Consider the following 16,061-nt stretch of genomic DNA (forward strand, 5'->3'; position numbering starts at 1 on the left):
GCTTAGTCATTTTCATTAGCCTCTCCATTAGAAAATTTACTTTCTAATTCTGCTTGAAACTCTTCCATAACAGGTCTAACCGTACTTTCTGGCAAGTCGGCAATCTTGATATACATTAAGCCATCTACCGCATTATTAAACAAAGGATCTACATTAAACGCTACTAGTTTAGCATTCTGCTTAATATATTTCTTTAATAAAACCGGAAGACGTAATGCTCCTGGCTCTACCTCATCAATAATTTTATCAAACTTGTTTAAATCCGCTTCAGCTTCGTCAAATACAAAGTCTTTATCTGCATCTTTCAGCTTTACTTTAAACTCCTTTTTAGGATGAACATATTGGGCTACATACGGATCGTAGTAATGTGATTTCATAAATTCAATCATTAAAGATTTTGAAAAATTTGAAAACTGATTACTAATACTCACACCACCAATTAAGTATTTATGCTCAGGGTAACGTAAGGTAGTATGCACTATTCCTTTCCAAAGTAAGAAAAGAGGCATTGGTTTTTGTTGATAGCTCTTGATAATGAAAGCCCTTCCCATTTCAATAGACTGGCTCATCATTTTATGTAACTCCGGCTCGAACCTAAATAAATCTTGTAGATAGAAACCATCAATCCCGTATTTCTCGAAAATCTTAGAGCCTAAGCCCATTCTATAAGCTCCTACTAATTTCTGAGCCTCATTATCCCATAAAAACATATGGTGATAATAATTATCGAAATCGTCTAAATCTATAGCTTCATTGGTTCCCTCTCCTACTTCTCTAAAGGTGATTTCTCTTAACCTACCTATTTCATATAATAGATTAGGAATATTTTTAGCCTCCGTTAAAAAGACCTCATAATTTTTACTTTGTAATAATCTTGAGTCTTGTTCACGCAAAGCATCCACCTCTTTAATCATGCTCTCAGCGTTACCTGGAGTTGCAATAGACTTTGGTGGTTTTACGGTTCCTTTTAGCGTGTTGGATATATTATCTAAAATCCTAGGTTTATCTTCAAATGCATGCGAAAGCATATAAGTCTTTCGTCTTAAAAACTCAGAAAGACTTCCAATAGTTTCATGTTCCTTCTGATCATTAACACTAATTGGCTTTCCTATTCTTACTTTAATAACCCTTCTTTTTTGCGTTAACAGTTCCGAAGGTAGTTTTGCAGTTCTAAACGTATCGCTAATTTTGGATAGCTTATAAAACAACTTGGAGTTTTTAGCATGAAAATAAATAGGAACTACAGGAACTTCGGCTTTTTTAATAAACTTGATTGCTGTTTCTTCCCAAGGTTTATCTACCACTAATTTTCCATCTCTATAGGTAGAAACTTCCCCTGCAGGAAAAACCCCTAATGGGTGCCCGTCTCTTAAATGAGTAATCGCATTTTTAAAGCCAACCACACTAGATTTTATGTCTTTTTTATCCTCAAAAGGATTAACTGGCATAATATAAGGCTTCATTGGCTCTATACGATGAAGCAAGAAGTTTGCAATAATTTTGAAGTCTTCTCTTTTCTCTAGCATCAATTTTAAAAGCAAAATACCATCAATACCACCAAGCGGGTGATTAGATACTGTAATGAATGCACCATCTTTAGGCAAACGCTTTAAATCTTCTTCAGGGATTTCGAATTTAATTTGAAACTCTTCTAAAATAGCTTCTAAAAATTCTAATTCGCTTAGATGCTTATTTCTATTATAAATTTTATTGAGAGTAGATATTTTAAGCACTTTCATGAGTAACCATCCAAAAGATGTACCTAGAAAACCATACTTATCTGCATGTATAGCTTTTGCTACTTCCTTTGCCGTTACTAGACTCATATTTTAAAGTTTTTTAAGTCTACAAATGTACTAAATGTTATTTAGAAACTATCTGTACTGTAGATTGTGTTAATTGTTTTAAAAGTACTGTTTTTTCTTTTTCTAACTGCTTAATTGCGTTATCATTATAATGTCTTATGGTATATAGGGATACATTTTGGTTATAAGTCACCCTAAATTTCGCCCTTAAATGCAGCAACAATTTCTCTAAATTACCATACATATCATCTACACAAACCGAAAAACTAATAGCGGAATTCTGTATAACATGCACCTTCATTTTATAAAGATGTAATAAGCTGAAAATTTCGCTGATATTTTCTTCTACTATATAAGAAAAGTCTAAGGAAGATAGTGAAATTAAAACTTGATTTTTCTTAACGATAAAACAGGGAACTTCTGGATCTATATCTACTCCCCTGCATACTTTTGTACCGACTTCTTCAGGATTTAAAAAGGACTTCACATACAAAGGAATCTCTTTACTTTGTAATGGCTGCAAGGTTTTAGGATGCATCACTGAAGCACCATAAAAGGCAAGTTCGATTGCTTCATGATAAGATATATGGTACAGTTGCTGTGCATTTTCAAAATAACGAGGATCTGCATTCATTACTCCAGGAACATCTTTCCAGATAGTGACACTTTCTGCATTTAAACAATAGGCAAAAATAGCAGCGGTATAATCACTACCCTCTCTTCCTAATGTTGTGGTGAAATTATTGGCGTCGCTTCCTAAAAAACCTTGGGTAATATTTAATGTATTGGTATTGCACTTAGCACTTATTTGCTCTTGAGTAATTTCCCAATTTACGTTGGCGCTTCGGTAGTAGTTGTCTGTTTTTATAAACTCTCTTACATCTAGCCAAGTATTATTTAGCTGCAGTTCGTTTAAATACTCACTAATAATGGTGGTAGAAACTAATTCGCCATAACCAATAGTTTGATCATAAACGTAGTTATAGTCTGGGGATTTGTTTATTTCAAAAAACCTGCTCAATTCGTTAAAAAAAGCATTCACTTTGGAAAACACTACATGGTTTTCATTTTCAAATAAATCTAATAAAATTTCATTATGAAACTTTCTTACATCTTGAATAGAGCTTTGTAATGCTGGCTTGTCATTAAAGTAATTTGCAATAACCTGCTCCATTGCATTGGTCGTTTTTCCCATTGCCGAAACAACAATCAAGGTATTTTTATGACCTACTTTTTTTAGTACTTGCACTAAGTTTTTTACACCATTTGCATCTTTTACAGATGCCCCTCCAAACTTAAAAACTCTCATATATTTGCTATATAGTTTTTTATTCCTTGTTCATCTAATTGCACTACATTCCAATCTCTCATCACATTTGCACCCTTTTTTTCGTAAAAGGCAATTGCTGGCTCATTCCAATCTAAAACCTCCCAATTTACTCGTTTTACACCAAGTTCGCTAGCGTAAAGAACCACTTTATCAAGTAATAAGGTTCCAATACCCTTCCCTCTGTGTTTTTCGCTAACAATTAAATCTTCCAAGTGAATAACTTTTCCTTTCCAGGTAGAATATCTGTAATAAATTAATGCTATTCCGGCAATTTCATTAGCTTCGGTAGCGGCTATAAAACAAGTAAAAGCAGGATTCTCACCAAAACCATCTTTTTCTAAATCTTCTATAGTGAGTTCTACAGCATTTGGTTCTTTTTCAAAAACTGCTAATTCTACTATTAAATCTAAAATTTGTTTTGCGTCTTCTTTTACCGCTTCTCTAACAAAAAACTTCATTTACATCATTTTATTAGGTCAAATATAGTTTAATGAAGCCAAATTTTAAACATTAAACTCTAAGGAAAGCAATTTGGTTTGCTAAAAAATACGATATTTGCATAAAATCATTTTTAGCTATTATGCCTCAAAAGAATCAAACTTTAGGAGAATTTATTATTGAAAACCAATCGTCATTTAAATATACTTCTGGTGAATTATCTAGACTTATTAACTCTATAAGGTTAGCCGCAAAAGTAGTGAATCACGAAGTTAACAAAGCTGGTTTAGTAGATATTATTGGAACTGCAGGAGACACAAACATACAAGGTGAAGACCAACAAAAACTAGACGTTTATGCGAATGAAAAATTCATTAGAACATTAACAAAACGTAATATTGTTTGTGGAATTGCTAGTGAAGAAGAAGATGACTTTATTGCTATTAACAGTCAAGACAAAAACAACCAAAACAAATATGTTGTTTTAATCGATCCTTTAGATGGTTCTTCAAATATTGATGTAAACGTATCTGTAGGAACTATATTTTCTATTTACAGACGTGTTACCCCACTTGGAACCCCAGTAACCAAAGAGGATTTTTTACAAAAAGGTAGCGAGCAAGTAGCTGCTGGTTATATTGTTTACGGCACTTCAACCATGATAGTTTATACAACAGGATGTGGTGTAAATGGTTTTACACTAAACCCTGCTATTGGAACTTTCTATTTATCGCATCCTAATATGCAATTCCCTTTAGACGGAAAAATATACTCGGTAAATGAAGGTAATTATATTCACTTCCCACAAGGTGTAAAAAACTACATCAAATACTGCCAAATGGAAGAAGGAGACAGACCATATACTAGTAGATATATTGGTTCTTTAGTTTCCGATTTCCACAGAAACATGATTAAAGGTGGTATTTATATGTACCCAAAGAGCAGCAAGAGCTCCAACGGTAAATTACGTTTATTGTATGAGTGTAACCCAATGGCTTTTATAGCAGAACAAGCTAACGGAAAAGCTAGCGATGGTTTCAATAGAATTTTAGATATTGAACCTACAGAACTTCATCAACGTGTACCATTTATCTGCGGAAGTAAAAACATGGTCGAAAAAGCTGAAGAATTTATTCAAAAAGCAGATAATTAGTAGCTTTAGGGTTTTATTTTTATTGTTTTTGGTTAAAAGCGATTGTTAACCAATAATTATGAAAAAAAACCAAACCGAAGAGCCTATAGGTAATACCTCAGAGGCAGCTTCAAAAATTGATGCAATAAAACAGCTCATTTTTGGAGAAAACATCCAAGCTTACGATAGTGAGTTTGAGGCTGTAAAAAACGATATCCTTACTAAAAAGCAGGAGTTAGAAGACTTAATTGATGAAGTTAGAAAAGAGTTACTTCAAAATATAGATAATCTTAGCACAGACATTAATATTAGAATTACAAATCTTGAGAATTCTTTTAATGACAAAGCAGAGAGTCTTGACGAAAAGAAATTAGACAGAAAACTACTTGGCGAATTGTTAATGAATCTTGGTGAGAAAATAAGTAAGTAATAATTTAATTACTAGCACTTATGAATCAAGAAGATAAATTAAAAGTACTTAAGGACATCTTGCTTACAGATGAGCGGGAGTATGCCTCTTCCATTCATAAAAAAATAAAAATTCTTGAAGAAACAGTAAATAAAAAGAATAATTTATCTGAAAAAGTAGATCCTATTATTGAAGATAGATTACAGGAGTTTATTAAAGAAATACCAAAAACGCTAGGACCAACAATTACCGAAACACTTAAGTCAGAAATCAAGAACTCTCAAGACGCCGTTGTTGAAGCAATGTACCCTATTCTAGGTAGAATGATTAAAAAGTACATTCAAAATGAAATCCAAGTGCTTTCTGAAAAAATCAACCAACAACTAAACAACACCTTTTCCTTTAAAAATTTAAAGCGAAAAATAAAATCAAAAATGTCTGGGGTTAGTGAAGCTGATTTAATCATCAATGAGCTTCAGCAAACCAAATTGAACCAATTTTTAGTTATCGAAAAGGGTTCAGGATTATTAATTTCAAAATACTCCAAAACAGATGATATAGATGAAGAAATGGTTGCAGGTATGCTTACAGCTATAAAAAGTTTTGTAGAAGATGCTTTCAAATCTAACAATCAAGAATTAGAACTTATTAACTATGAAACTTATAGTATTTATATTCAAAACTTCTCTTCCTATTATATTGCCGTTGCTATTTCCGGGGTGTTTCAAGCAGAACACAGAAGCAAATTAGAGGACAAACTATTAGATTTTGCTCAGAATGTTATTAATAAAACAGACTTAAAAAACACAGAATCATTAACAAAAAAACTAAAAGCATATTTCTCAAATGAGTTTATCTAAAAAAATTGTTTTGTTAGGCCATTTTGGCGTTGGTAAATCCTCACTAATTAGACGTTTTGTAGAAGATACTTTTACAGACAATTACAAAGTAACTATTGGAGTTCACATCTTAAAAAAAGAGGTGGAAGTTACAGATAAAACTATTGTAAATTTAATTATTTGGGACTTAGAAGGTAATGACGATATTGCTAATACAAGACCATCCTATATGTTAGGAACTAATGGTATTATATATGTATACGACCTAACAAGACCTACTACCTACCAAGATCTAAAAAAAGATTTAGATTTTATTAAAACCAATTATGCTAACATCCCTATCAAAGTTGTAGGAAACAAAAAAGACTTAGTTACTAATGTTTTTTTAAAAGAAAACGAAGATGCTTTTCAGCCTTATACCGATTTCTTTACTAGTGCTAAGAAAAACACTAAAGTTGACAAGATGTTTTCAACTTTAGCTAAAGATTTAATACTTTAATAATGCTTCAAGAGTTAAAAAAATCTCACAAAAAAGACTTCACTCAATATATTCTTCTTGACAACAAAGGAAATATTATTGATTCTGATGGTGTTTTTTATTCACAAATTATAAATAAAAACATCAGTAGTTTACATCCTTTTTTTGAAAGCTTCAGCTACTCTCTTAGTATCCCGAAGAAAGAACTTATATTTTCTTGTATTCATTTAAATACCGATAAAGGCAATATCATTTCGGATATCCTCATAAAAACTTTAGATGACGATAATGCTTTAATTATAATACAAGATTTATCTACGCATTATAAAAATTACCAATTAACTGCTCAAAAAAGAAATGAGTCTGTAATTAACTCACAAATACTAGAATTAAAAAACAAGTATTTAAAAGAGAAAGAAGAGTTTAAAAACAACTTTATTGCTAATTTTAGTCACGACATTAGAGAGCCACTTTCCGGAATAAGCACTTTTGTTGAAATTTTAAACAAAACCAATCTAAACGCAGAACAGAAAGGTTATGTAAATCTTATTTATGCTTCATCCAATCATTTAAAACATATGATTGAAGACATTTTAGATATTGCAAAAAAAGAAGTTGGTAAGCTTAACCTCGTAGAAGAATCTTTTAATTTAAAAGTGTTTATTGAATCCCTAGTTTTATCTCATCAAGTTAAAGCAAAACAAAAAAGCTTAGATTTTGAATTAGAACTAGATTCCAAAACACCAGAATTCATACTTGGAGACCCATACAGATTAAAACAAATTCTAGATAATTTACTAGACAATGCATTAAAGTTTACCCATAAAGGGGAAATAAAACTTCATGTATCCCTCAACCAAATAAGAGCGAATAAAGCAAGTATACATTTTAAAGTTTCAGATACAGGAATTGGTATTGAAGAAGAAAATTTCGAAAAAATATTTGACAGTTTTACGCAGCTTCATCAAGAACACCACATACAAGGAAACGGCTTAGGCTTAGCAATAGCGAAGAGTCTTATAGAATTACAAGAAGGCACTATTTCTGTTACTAGCATAAAGGATAAAGGCACAACTTTTTCAACTAACTTAAGCTTTAAGGTTGATAATTCTAATCCCCAAAAAGTAGAAACAAATTCTACCATAGAAATTAAAGGCAAAAAAGAAAAGTATCATATTCTTTTAGTAGAACATTCTGAAATCACACAGCTTGCCGTTCTTAAAATCTTAGCAGCAAAACGCAAATTCTATTTAGACATTGTTTCAGATCCAGAAGATGTTATTCCTATTTTAGAAAATCAAAATGTAGATGTTATTTTGATGGATATTAATCTGCCAAAGTTATCTGGTGACGAACTAGCGAAACAAATAAGACAACTTTCAGACAAAACACTTAAAAAGACACCAATTATAGCATTAACAGGAAAGGTTTTTCCAGAAGACTTAAAACGCTATAAAAAAGCAAAAATAAACGAAGTGGTTTCCAAACCATTTGATGAAGCAAGTTTACTAAACGCCATCAATAAACACTTAAAATAAAAAAGGCGAATTCTGTTGAATTCGCCTTTTTTATATACATAGAATAAACTTATCTATTCATGTTTTTAATTTCATCTATAAAAGTATCTAAATCCGCACCCTGTCTTACTAAAGTAAGTGCTTTATCTGTTACATACTTCACATTTGAAGAATTGAATCCTAATCCAACTGCTATCTTATTTAAAAGCAGTCCTTCGTATTCTCCTTCAATATGATCCACATATACCATTCTTACTAAATCATATAAACGCTCTAAACGGTTATCATAAGATGTTGGAGGATTAATAGGATGAGAAGCATAATCTTTTAAGATTATTTTAAAATCATCCTCACTAATATTTAAATTTCTAGCTAATCTTTCTAAAAACGCTCTTTCTTCATCTGTAATAACACCGTCAGCCATTGCAACTCTTACAATTGACGCGAAATGATCTTCATTACGTTTTTTAAATCCACTATCAAATAAATCTGAAATTGACATATATTTTCTTTTTTTATACCCAACAAAGATAATTAAACAAAACACTTTTTAAAACATTATTATTAGCTTTTTTTAATGCAAAAACAATCCTCTTAGAAGGAAACTATCACTAAAAAAAACACCACTCTATTAATGGCATAAAACATTGTATGTTTTATCTTTGCACAAAATTAAATTAGGTGAGTAAAACACTTCTCTCGCAAAATTACGCACAGTTATTGCAAACGCAAAAACTGCAAACTGCTATTGCCCAACCCGAAAATAAAATACATATAAAAGGCCTAGTTGGTTCTTCTGTATCCTTCATTATTTCTGAATGTTTTAAACAAGCAGAAAGACCATTCCTGCTCATTTTTAATGACAAGGAAGAAGCTGCCTTTTACCTAAACGATTTAGAGCAACTTCTTAATGATAAAGATGTTCTTTTTTACCCTGGAAGCTACAGGAGACCCTATCAAATTGAAGAAACAGACAATGCTAACGTATTGCTTAGAGCGGAAGTTTTAAACCGAATAAACTCACGCCGAAAACCAGCAATAATTGTTACTTATCCGGATGCGCTTTTTGAAAAGGTTGTTACCCGTAAAGAATTAGAAAAAAATACTTTAAAAGTTTCAGTAAATGATAACTTATCCATTGAATTTGTAAACGAAGTTTTATTCGAATACAAGTTTAAACGTGTTGATTTTGTTACAGAACCTGGGGAGTTTTCGGTTAGAGGTGGAATTGTAGATGTGTTTTCTTTTTCACACGACGAGCCATACCGAATAGAGTTTTTTGGAGATGAAGTGGATAGCATCCGAACTTTTGATGTGGAAACACAACTCTCAACCGAACAGATTAAAAAAATAAGCATCATTCCAAATGTTGCTAATAAACTTATTGAAGAAAGTAGACAGAGTTTCTTAGATTATTTGGCTGCAAAAACGGTAGTCTTTTCTAAAAACACCGATTTAATGCTTTCAAGAATTGACGAGTTTTTTGAAAAAGCTGAAGACGCCTTCAAAAGTCTTAACTCCGAATTAAAACATGCGGAGCCTGACGAGTTATTCTGTAACTCTACTACTTTAAAAAAGCAACTACTAGACTTTACTGTAGTAGAATTTGGTTCGCAATCGGTTTTTAAAACTAGCGAGAATGTTATTCCATTCAACACAACACCACAACCGGCTTTCAACAAAAATTTCAACTTACTTATAGATAACCTAAACAGCAATCACAACAAAGGTTATACTAATTATATCGCCTGTGTAAGCGAACAACAAGCAAAACGTTTTCATGATATTTTTGACGATGTAGAACAGGATGTACATTATAAAACCATTGTACTTTCTTTATTTCAAGGTTTTGTAGATAACGACAGCAAAATAGTTTGTTATACCGACCATCAAATCTTTGAACGATACCATAAATTTCACCTTAAAAATGGTTATGCAAAAAAGCAATCCCTAACCTTGAAGGAGCTTACTAATTTAGATATTGGGGATTATGTTACACATATTGACCATGGAATTGGTAGGTTTGGCGGACTTCAGAAAATAAATGTAGAAGGGAAAAAGCAAGAAGCAATCAAATTAATTTATGGAGAACGCGACATCCTTTATCTAAGTATTCACTCGCTTCATAAAATCACCAAGTTTAATGGAAAAGATGGAAAAGCACCAAAGGTTTATAAACTTGGAAGCAAAGCTTGGAGAACATTAAAGCAAAAAACAAAATCTAGAGTTAAAGAAATTGCCTTTAACTTAATTCAAGTATATGCAAAACGTAAACTAGAAAAAGGCTATCAATACAATCCTGATTCTTATTTACAGCATGAGTTAGAAGCGTCTTTCCTTTATGAAGACACACCAGACCAAAGCTCTGCAACTGCAGATATTAAAGCAGATATGGAAAGTGAAAGACCAATGGATAGATTGGTTTGTGGTGATGTTGGTTTTGGTAAAACAGAAGTTGCAATTCGTGCTGCTTTTAAAGCTGTAGATAACGGAAAACAAGTTGCTGTTCTAGTACCTACAACTATTTTGGCATATCAACACTCTAGAACTTTTAAAGAGCGTTTAAAAGATTTTCCAATAACAGTAGATTATCTAAACCGTTTTAGAACAGCTAAAGAAAAACGCGAGACTCTAGAAAAGCTAGAAAAAGGACATGTAGATATTATTATTGGCACACACCAACTAGTAAATAAAAACGTAAAATTTAAAGACCTTGGCTTACTGATTGTAGACGAAGAACAGAAATTTGGAGTTGCAGTAAAAGAAAAACTTAAAACACTTAAGGAAAACGTAGATGTTTTAACCCTTACAGCAACGCCAATTCCTAGAACGCTTCAGTTTAGCTTGATGGCAGCAAGAGATTTATCGGTTATAACCACTCCTCCACCAAATCGTTATCCTATAGAAAGTCATGTGATTCGCTTTAGCGAAGAAGCCATTCGTGATGCTATTAGTTATGAAATTCAGCGTGGTGGACAAATATTCTTTATCCACAACAGAATTGAAAATATTAAAGAAGTTGCCGGAATGATTCAGCGCCTAGTACCAGATGCAAAAATTGGTATTGGTCACGGACAAATGGAAGGAAAGAAATTAGAGCAACTCATGCTTTCCTTTATAAATGGTGACTTTGATGTTTTAATTAGTACCACCATTGTAGAAAGTGGTTTAGATGTACCAAACGCAAACACCATTTTTATTAATAACGCCAATAATTTCGGACTAAGCGACTTACACCAAATGCGTGGTCGTGTTGGAAGAAGTAATAAGAAAGCATTCTGTTATTTTATTACTCCAGAATACTCTGCTATGACCGAAGACGCTAGAAAACGTATGACTGCTTTAGAACAGTTTTCAGAACTTGGTAGCGGATTCAATATCGCTATGAAAGATTTAGAAATTCGTGGAGCCGGAGATCTTTTAGGTGGTGAACAAAGCGGATTTATTAGTGATATAGGTTTCGATACTTATCAGAAAATTCTAAATGAAGCTATTGAAGAATTAAAAGAAAACGAGTTTAAAGATTTATATCCAGACGACGGAAAAGAAAAAGAATTCGTAAAAGATATTACTATTGATAGTGACTTCTCACTACTGTTTCCAGACGATTACGTTAATAATATCGCAGAAAGATTAAACCTATACACCCAATTAAACGATCTTAAAACCGAAGAAGAGCTCCTTACTTTTGAAGAGCAACTTATAGATAGATTTGGAGAACTTCCAACACAGGTAGTAGACTTACTAAATTCTGTTAGAATCAAATGGATTGCATCCAAAATAGGTTTAGAAAAGGTAATCATGAAAAAAGGCAAATTGGTTGGATATTTTATTAGCGACCAACAAAGTGCATTTTATCAGAGCCCAGGTTTCACTAAAGTATTACAATATGTGCAGCAAAACCCGAGAGCATGTAATATGAAACAAAAAGACACTAGGACCGGCTTAAGATTATTGCTTGCTTTTGATAAGATTAATTCGGTAGAAAAGGCATTAAACGCCTTAAAGCCTTTTTTGGCATAACGTTTGAACTAGTTAAGAAAACCAATTATAATGACTAAGAAATTATTTTTTTTATTAGCTTTTTTGCCTAGTATTCTTTTGGCACAACACACAATAAAAGGAACATTCAGCCCTGCAGAAGAGTTTAAGTTCGCCATTCTTTATAAAGTTACACCAACAACATCTATGTATGTAGCTAATACAGGAATAGATGAAAACGGAAATTTTGAGTTTCCTCTAGATGAAACTGTAGCTCCTGGAATGTACCGAATTGTTTATGCCGTACCGCAAGACGAATATAATTTTGATGTCATCTATAATGCTAAAGAAGATATCGAACTTACCTTCAACCTAGAAGAAGGAGTAAAATATATAGCTTCTAAAGAAAACACGCTACTTGACGCTTACAACAAAAGTCTGCAGTTAATTAGCAAAAACATACATGCATATTTTTCAAGCGCTTCACAAAGCGAAGAAGAATTTCATAAGGTTTTTGATGTTTTAAAAGAAACACAAAAAGAATTTGAAACAGCTTCCCAAGGACTTCTAGCAGCCAATTTCGTTAAAGCAAGTAAGCCATATATTCCAGCAAAAAAGGAAGATGCACAGACTTTTTCTAAAAACTTAAAAGCAAATTATTTTACTAATATAGACTTCGGAAATAAAACCCTACAAAGCTCTAGTTTCTTAATAGAAACAGCTTTAAATTTTGTATTTACATTTACCGATAATAACAATAAAAATGAAGCTTTCAAAAACAACATTGACATTGTCATAGAAGCTATTGGAGAAAATCCTGTTATAAAAGAAATTATTACCGAAGTGCTTTTTAATCAGTTTGCAGACAGTAATAACGAGGAAGTTGCTAACTATATTTCAGAGCAATATTTGCTAGCAATAGCGAAAGAAAAAAAGGATGAAGAACTAATTGAAAGACTTACTGTTTATAAAAACACATCTATTGGCGCTCTTGCTCCAAATTTCCCAATAGAAATTAAAAAAGGAGAGCAATTTGTAAAAACAGATCTTTACAAATACGACGAGGCTGCACAGTACATAATTGTTTTTTGGAGCAGCACTTGTTCACATTGCTTAAACGAATTACCTAAAGTACATAGGTATATAGAAGCTTTAGAAAGCAAAAAAGTAAAAGTAATTGCAGTTGCATTAGAAGATGATATTTACAGATGGAAAGACAGAACTTACGACTTCCCAGAATTTATTCATGTGTTTGGAAAAGGAAAATGGGAGAACCCAATTGGTGATGCTTATGGTGTAACTGCTACTCCGACCTATTTTATTCTAGATGCCGATAAAAAAGTAATTGCAAAACCTTATGATTTCCCTGCAATTGAAGTTTTTTATAAAAAACATCCTATTATTTTAGAAAAGAAGAAAGCCGAAAGCGAGCATTAATACGCCTTTGTTTAGTAAAAGACTTCTTTTAATTATAGTATATTGCATATATAATTCATTCTTATGAAATTAAACTTATTGTCTTGCGATGCTATAAGACCCGATAGAAGAGCAATTGCTAAATGTATAGAAGAGGTAGCAACTAGCATGAGTGCTTCTTTAGCCCAAGAACTTACTGATATTCTTTTAGAAGGAGATGCCGTAGATATTGAAGTAGCGGATAAAAATTCTGGTTCGGTGTTAAGGTCTTTGCGAAAACTAAGCATAGACTATGAAATTATAGAGTGATTTTCACTTTATAATTTTCGTTAAATTCATTCGAAACTTAAAAATGATAAAAGGCATTTTCTAAATGCTCTATTTCATAAGTTTTTCCGGTTTTAACAACGGCAATAATATCAAATCGAACCTCAACATCTAATTCGTTTGCTATTACATATTCATCTACAGCTTTTACTAAACGTTGAATTTGTTTTGGCTTTACAAAGTCCTGCGGATTTCCAAAATCGATAGTAGATCGAGTTTTCACTTCTACAATAGCCAACACGTCATTTAACTTTGCTATAATATCTACTTCTGCTTTTTGAAATCTATAATTACGCTCTAAAATATAGTAGCCTTTTTGCAATAAATAATCTACTGCAAGGTCTTCCCCTATTTTACCAAGTTCATTATGTTGTGCCATATCAACTTTCTATAAACCCTTTTAAACTGCTTCTTGTTTCTTCCGCGAAAGCGAAACCATATATAACAACAAGATAATAAATTAGCAGCATTTAGCCTAAGTTCCTATCAGCTGCAAGCCACAAGCAACAATCCTTGTATAACTTTATAAATCCTATAAGAAGTCCTATCTTTGCAGTTAGTTTAAAATTAGCAAAATGGCAAGCCATATTAAGTGTCCGAATTGTGGTATTTACAACACAGATAAAGATTATTGTACCAATTGCAATACCCTTTTGTCTTACCAAAAAAAACGTGAATTAGCCTTTGCTAAAGAAGAAAAGGAACGCAAGGAAAGAGAGCGTATAAATAAAGAAAACTCTCCTTCTTTGTACGAAAAATATAAAAATCATCGGTTTTTTCTAGTACGTGCTTTTGTTAAAATCATCCATTCCATTTGGATGGCATTTATGGCAATTGGGATGTTTGTTGCTTGGTTAATTTCGGCAGTTGTAGCATGAGAATTTTAAAACACCCCATTTTCTACCTTAGTGTTTTAATAGCAACAATCATATATATACTTCAAAGATTAGAAGTTCCTATTCCTAATTGGATTAACTTTTATGTGAATGACTTTTTATGCATGCCTATAGTTTTAAGTCTATGCTTAGCTGTGTTAAGAATCTTTAAAAAAACCGAAACTTTATACGTACCTCTATTTGTGGTTTTAGCACTAACAAGTTATTTCGCTGTTTATTTTGAATGGCTTATGCCAAAAGTAAACAGCAGATATACAAGGGATATTTTAGATATTGGCTTGTACTTTTTAGGCGGACTTCTATTCTATAGGTTTCAGAAGAAACTATTCTAAAAAGCGTAAGGTAGCTTGTTCTTTAGCTACATTCATTTCTACATTTCTTCCTAAAATTAAAGCTCTATTATCTTCTTCATGCCCTGAAGGAACATTAAAAACAATTGGAAAATCATATTCCGCTAAAACATCCAGAATAAGTTGCTCTGTAGAAGACCCCCAAACCGTAGTGTTTCTTCGCATTTTACTCATATCGCCAACCATCACACCTGCACAATTATTAAAATAACCTGCTCGCTTTAAGCTCTGCAACATTCTATCTATATGATATTTGTACTCTCCTATTTCTTCAATAAATAAAATCTTTCCAGAAGTATCTATGCTTGTTTCTGAACCCAGCATGGTATGCAATAAGGTTAGATTCCCACCAACTACAGGCGCAATAACTTTTCCAGCTCTATTATATTTGGAGCCAGCTAGCGTATAAGAAATTGGTTTCCCAAAAATGGCATCTTTAAAAGTAGCAACGGTTTCTCCCAAGCCTTTTAAATCCTTTGTTAAGCTTACACACATTAAGGCATGTAAAGACTCAAATCCTTCGTTGTGAACTTGGTTATGTAAGGCAGTAATATCACTATAACCAATAATCCATTTTGGTTTTTCTCTAAACTTCGTATAATCTAATTTATCTAAAATTCTTACCGTTCCGTAACCTCCTCTTGCGCACCAAATAGCACTTATTGTAGAATCATCTAATGCATTTTGAAAATCTTCACAGCGCTCTTCATCGGTTCCAGCAAAATGATTGTTTTGCTTAAACACATGCTTACCCACAACTACATGTAGCCCCCAACTTTTAAGCAATCTTTTTGCTTGATCAATTTCGCCTGTTCTGCCTTTTAATATTCCTGAAGGAGCAACAATAGCAACAGTATCCCCTGCTTTTAAATAATCTGGTTGAATCAAAGTAGTATGTTTTTTAATGCTTTTATCTTGTGCGGAAACGGATAGTAATCCGTAGAAAAAAATCACACAAAACACATGCAAAAAGGTTTGTTTTCTAGTCATAATGTAAATGTACATTTTTTTATAAAACTATATCTAAAATTTATAATTACTCCTTTCTAAATCCTTGTTAAAATGCGTACTTTTGTAGCTTCAATAACAGTTAGTCATTGCAAAATAAACGAAGCTTTTAATTATTTAGTGTTAGCATTTATA

The 16,061-nt window shown here is 32.3% G+C and carries 16 protein-coding genes; 10 read left to right on the forward strand and 6 right to left on the reverse strand.

What is annotated here, in order from left to right:
- Positions 1 to 2: 2 nt before the first annotated feature.
- From DU428_RS01910 to DU428_RS01920, 3 genes are read right to left on the reverse strand one after another with little or no spacing between them, the layout of a single operon-like run.
- Entirely contained in the window at positions 3 to 1,826 is a 1,824-nt protein-coding gene (locus DU428_RS01910) for a GNAT family N-acyltransferase (protein WP_072348161.1), read from the reverse strand.
- A gap of 37 nt (positions 1,827 to 1,863) precedes the next feature.
- On the reverse strand, positions 1,864 to 3,114 hold the full coding sequence (locus DU428_RS01915) for an aspartate kinase (RefSeq protein ID WP_113965677.1): 1,251 nt from the start codon (positions 3,112 to 3,114) through the stop codon (positions 1,864 to 1,866).
- The gene (locus DU428_RS01920) at positions 3,111 to 3,593 is read right to left on the reverse strand and encodes a GNAT family N-acetyltransferase (RefSeq protein WP_072348157.1); all 483 of its coding nucleotides are present in this window, start codon (positions 3,591 to 3,593) and stop codon (positions 3,111 to 3,113) included. Before DU428_RS01920 ends, DU428_RS01915 begins: the two co-directional genes overlap by 4 nt.
- Positions 3,594 to 3,715: 122 nt before the next feature.
- Between DU428_RS01920 and fbp the strand changes: the two genes are divergently transcribed.
- Genes fbp through DU428_RS01945 form a run of 5 tightly spaced genes read left to right on the forward strand, consistent with a single transcriptional unit; the run spans position 3,716 to position 7,969 of the window.
- Positions 3,716 to 4,726 carry a class 1 fructose-bisphosphatase gene (gene fbp, locus DU428_RS01925; protein ID WP_072348155.1) on the forward strand — a complete coding sequence of 337 codons (1,011 nt, stop codon included), beginning with the start codon at positions 3,716 to 3,718 and terminating at the stop codon, positions 4,724 to 4,726.
- A gap of 58 nt (positions 4,727 to 4,784) precedes the next feature.
- Complete coding sequence (locus DU428_RS01930; RefSeq protein ID WP_113965678.1) at positions 4,785 to 5,135, forward strand: fructose 1,6-bisphosphatase; 351 nt, start codon at positions 4,785 to 4,787, stop codon at positions 5,133 to 5,135.
- A gap of 20 nt (positions 5,136 to 5,155) precedes the next feature.
- The gene (locus DU428_RS01935; protein ID WP_113965679.1) at positions 5,156 to 5,974 is read left to right on the forward strand and encodes a cell envelope biogenesis protein OmpA; all 819 of its coding nucleotides are present in this window, start codon (positions 5,156 to 5,158) and stop codon (positions 5,972 to 5,974) included.
- On the forward strand, positions 5,961 to 6,452 hold the full coding sequence (locus DU428_RS01940; RefSeq protein WP_113965680.1) for a Rab family GTPase: 492 nt from the start codon (positions 5,961 to 5,963) through the stop codon (positions 6,450 to 6,452). The genes DU428_RS01935 and DU428_RS01940 overlap by 14 nt, the downstream gene beginning before the upstream one ends.
- 2 nt (positions 6,453 to 6,454) lie before the next feature.
- On the forward strand, positions 6,455 to 7,969 hold the full coding sequence (locus DU428_RS01945; protein WP_113965681.1) for an ATP-binding response regulator: 1,515 nt from the start codon (positions 6,455 to 6,457) through the stop codon (positions 7,967 to 7,969).
- Between the two features lie 49 nt (positions 7,970 to 8,018).
- On the opposite strand, the gene DU428_RS01950 is transcribed toward DU428_RS01945, so the two are convergent.
- Positions 8,019 to 8,450, reverse strand: a complete 432-nt coding sequence (locus tag DU428_RS01950; protein ID WP_072348147.1) for a tellurite resistance TerB family protein — start codon at positions 8,448 to 8,450, stop codon at positions 8,019 to 8,021.
- Positions 8,451 to 8,629: 179 nt separating this feature from the next.
- On the opposite strand from DU428_RS01950, the gene mfd reads away from it, so the two are divergent.
- From mfd to DU428_RS01965, 3 genes are all read left to right on the forward strand, one after another.
- Positions 8,630 to 11,971: a transcription-repair coupling factor gene (mfd, locus tag DU428_RS01955; RefSeq protein ID WP_113965682.1), complete on the forward strand. Its 3,342-nt coding sequence runs from the start codon at positions 8,630 to 8,632 to the stop codon at positions 11,969 to 11,971.
- A gap of 30 nt (positions 11,972 to 12,001) precedes the next feature.
- Entirely contained in the window at positions 12,002 to 13,366 is a 1,365-nt protein-coding gene (locus DU428_RS01960; RefSeq protein ID WP_113965683.1) for a TlpA family protein disulfide reductase, read from the forward strand.
- Positions 13,367 to 13,429: 63 nt separating this feature from the next.
- Positions 13,430 to 13,654 carry a hypothetical protein gene (locus DU428_RS01965; RefSeq protein ID WP_072348141.1) on the forward strand — a complete coding sequence of 75 codons (225 nt, stop codon included), beginning with the start codon at positions 13,430 to 13,432 and terminating at the stop codon, positions 13,652 to 13,654.
- Between the two features lie 37 nt (positions 13,655 to 13,691).
- On the opposite strand, the gene DU428_RS01970 is transcribed toward DU428_RS01965, so the two are convergent.
- Positions 13,692 to 14,051 (reverse strand): YraN family protein, encoded by a 360-nt coding sequence (locus DU428_RS01970; RefSeq protein WP_072348139.1) that lies wholly within the window; start codon positions 14,049 to 14,051, stop codon positions 13,692 to 13,694.
- 196 nt (positions 14,052 to 14,247) lie between these two features.
- Between DU428_RS01970 and DU428_RS01975 the strand changes: the two genes are divergently transcribed.
- Together DU428_RS01975 and DU428_RS01980 are read left to right on the forward strand one after the other, a co-directional pair.
- Positions 14,248 to 14,550: a hypothetical protein gene (locus DU428_RS01975; protein WP_083584962.1), complete on the forward strand. Its 303-nt coding sequence runs from the start codon at positions 14,248 to 14,250 to the stop codon at positions 14,548 to 14,550.
- Positions 14,547 to 14,900, forward strand: a complete 354-nt coding sequence (locus tag DU428_RS01980) for a hypothetical protein (RefSeq protein ID WP_072348135.1) — start codon at positions 14,547 to 14,549, stop codon at positions 14,898 to 14,900. Before DU428_RS01975 ends, DU428_RS01980 begins: the two co-directional genes overlap by 4 nt.
- On the opposite strand, the gene DU428_RS01985 is transcribed toward DU428_RS01980, so the two are convergent.
- On the reverse strand, positions 14,892 to 15,908 hold the full coding sequence (locus DU428_RS01985; protein WP_113965684.1) for a S66 peptidase family protein: 1,017 nt from the start codon (positions 15,906 to 15,908) through the stop codon (positions 14,892 to 14,894). The genes DU428_RS01980 and DU428_RS01985 overlap by 9 nt on opposite strands.
- Positions 15,909 to 16,061 lie beyond the last annotated feature (153 nt).

Origin of the sequence: Oceanihabitans sediminis (genome assembly GCF_003337215.1) — a bacterium.
Classification (GTDB): Bacteria; Bacteroidota; Bacteroidia; order Flavobacteriales; family Flavobacteriaceae; genus Oceanihabitans; species Oceanihabitans sediminis.

Bases quoted from the DNA above. Each gene is read 5' to 3' on its own strand.
- DU428_RS01930 (WP_113965678.1), top strand. From the start codon at position 4,785: ATGAAAAAAAACCAAACCGAAGAGCCTATAGGTAATACCTCAGAGGCA.
- DU428_RS01915 (WP_113965677.1), bottom strand. From the start codon at position 3,114: ATGAGAGTTTTTAAGTTTGGAGGGGCATCTGTAAAAGATGCAAATGGT.
- fbp (WP_072348155.1), top strand. From the start codon at position 3,716: ATGCCTCAAAAGAATCAAACTTTAGGAGAATTTATTATTGAAAACCAA.
- DU428_RS01940 (WP_113965680.1), top strand. From the start codon at position 5,961: ATGAGTTTATCTAAAAAAATTGTTTTGTTAGGCCATTTTGGCGTTGGT.
- DU428_RS01935 (WP_113965679.1), top strand. From the start codon at position 5,156: ATGAATCAAGAAGATAAATTAAAAGTACTTAAGGACATCTTGCTTACA.
- DU428_RS01920 (WP_072348157.1), bottom strand. From the start codon at position 3,593: ATGAAGTTTTTTGTTAGAGAAGCGGTAAAAGAAGACGCAAAACAAATT.
- DU428_RS01980 (WP_072348135.1), top strand. From the start codon at position 14,547: ATGAGAATTTTAAAACACCCCATTTTCTACCTTAGTGTTTTAATAGCA.
- DU428_RS01960 (WP_113965683.1), top strand. From the start codon at position 12,002: ATGACTAAGAAATTATTTTTTTTATTAGCTTTTTTGCCTAGTATTCTT.
- DU428_RS01970 (WP_072348139.1), bottom strand. From the start codon at position 14,051: ATGGCACAACATAATGAACTTGGTAAAATAGGGGAAGACCTTGCAGTA.
- DU428_RS01910 (WP_072348161.1), bottom strand. From the start codon at position 1,826: ATGAGTCTAGTAACGGCAAAGGAAGTAGCAAAAGCTATACATGCAGAT.
- DU428_RS01985 (WP_113965684.1), bottom strand. From the start codon at position 15,908: ATGACTAGAAAACAAACCTTTTTGCATGTGTTTTGTGTGATTTTTTTC.
- DU428_RS01945 (WP_113965681.1), top strand. From the start codon at position 6,455: ATGCTTCAAGAGTTAAAAAAATCTCACAAAAAAGACTTCACTCAATAT.
- DU428_RS01950 (WP_072348147.1), bottom strand. From the start codon at position 8,450: ATGTCAATTTCAGATTTATTTGATAGTGGATTTAAAAAACGTAATGAA.
- DU428_RS01965 (WP_072348141.1), top strand. From the start codon at position 13,430: ATGAAATTAAACTTATTGTCTTGCGATGCTATAAGACCCGATAGAAGA.
- DU428_RS01975 (WP_083584962.1), top strand. From the start codon at position 14,248: ATGGCAAGCCATATTAAGTGTCCGAATTGTGGTATTTACAACACAGAT.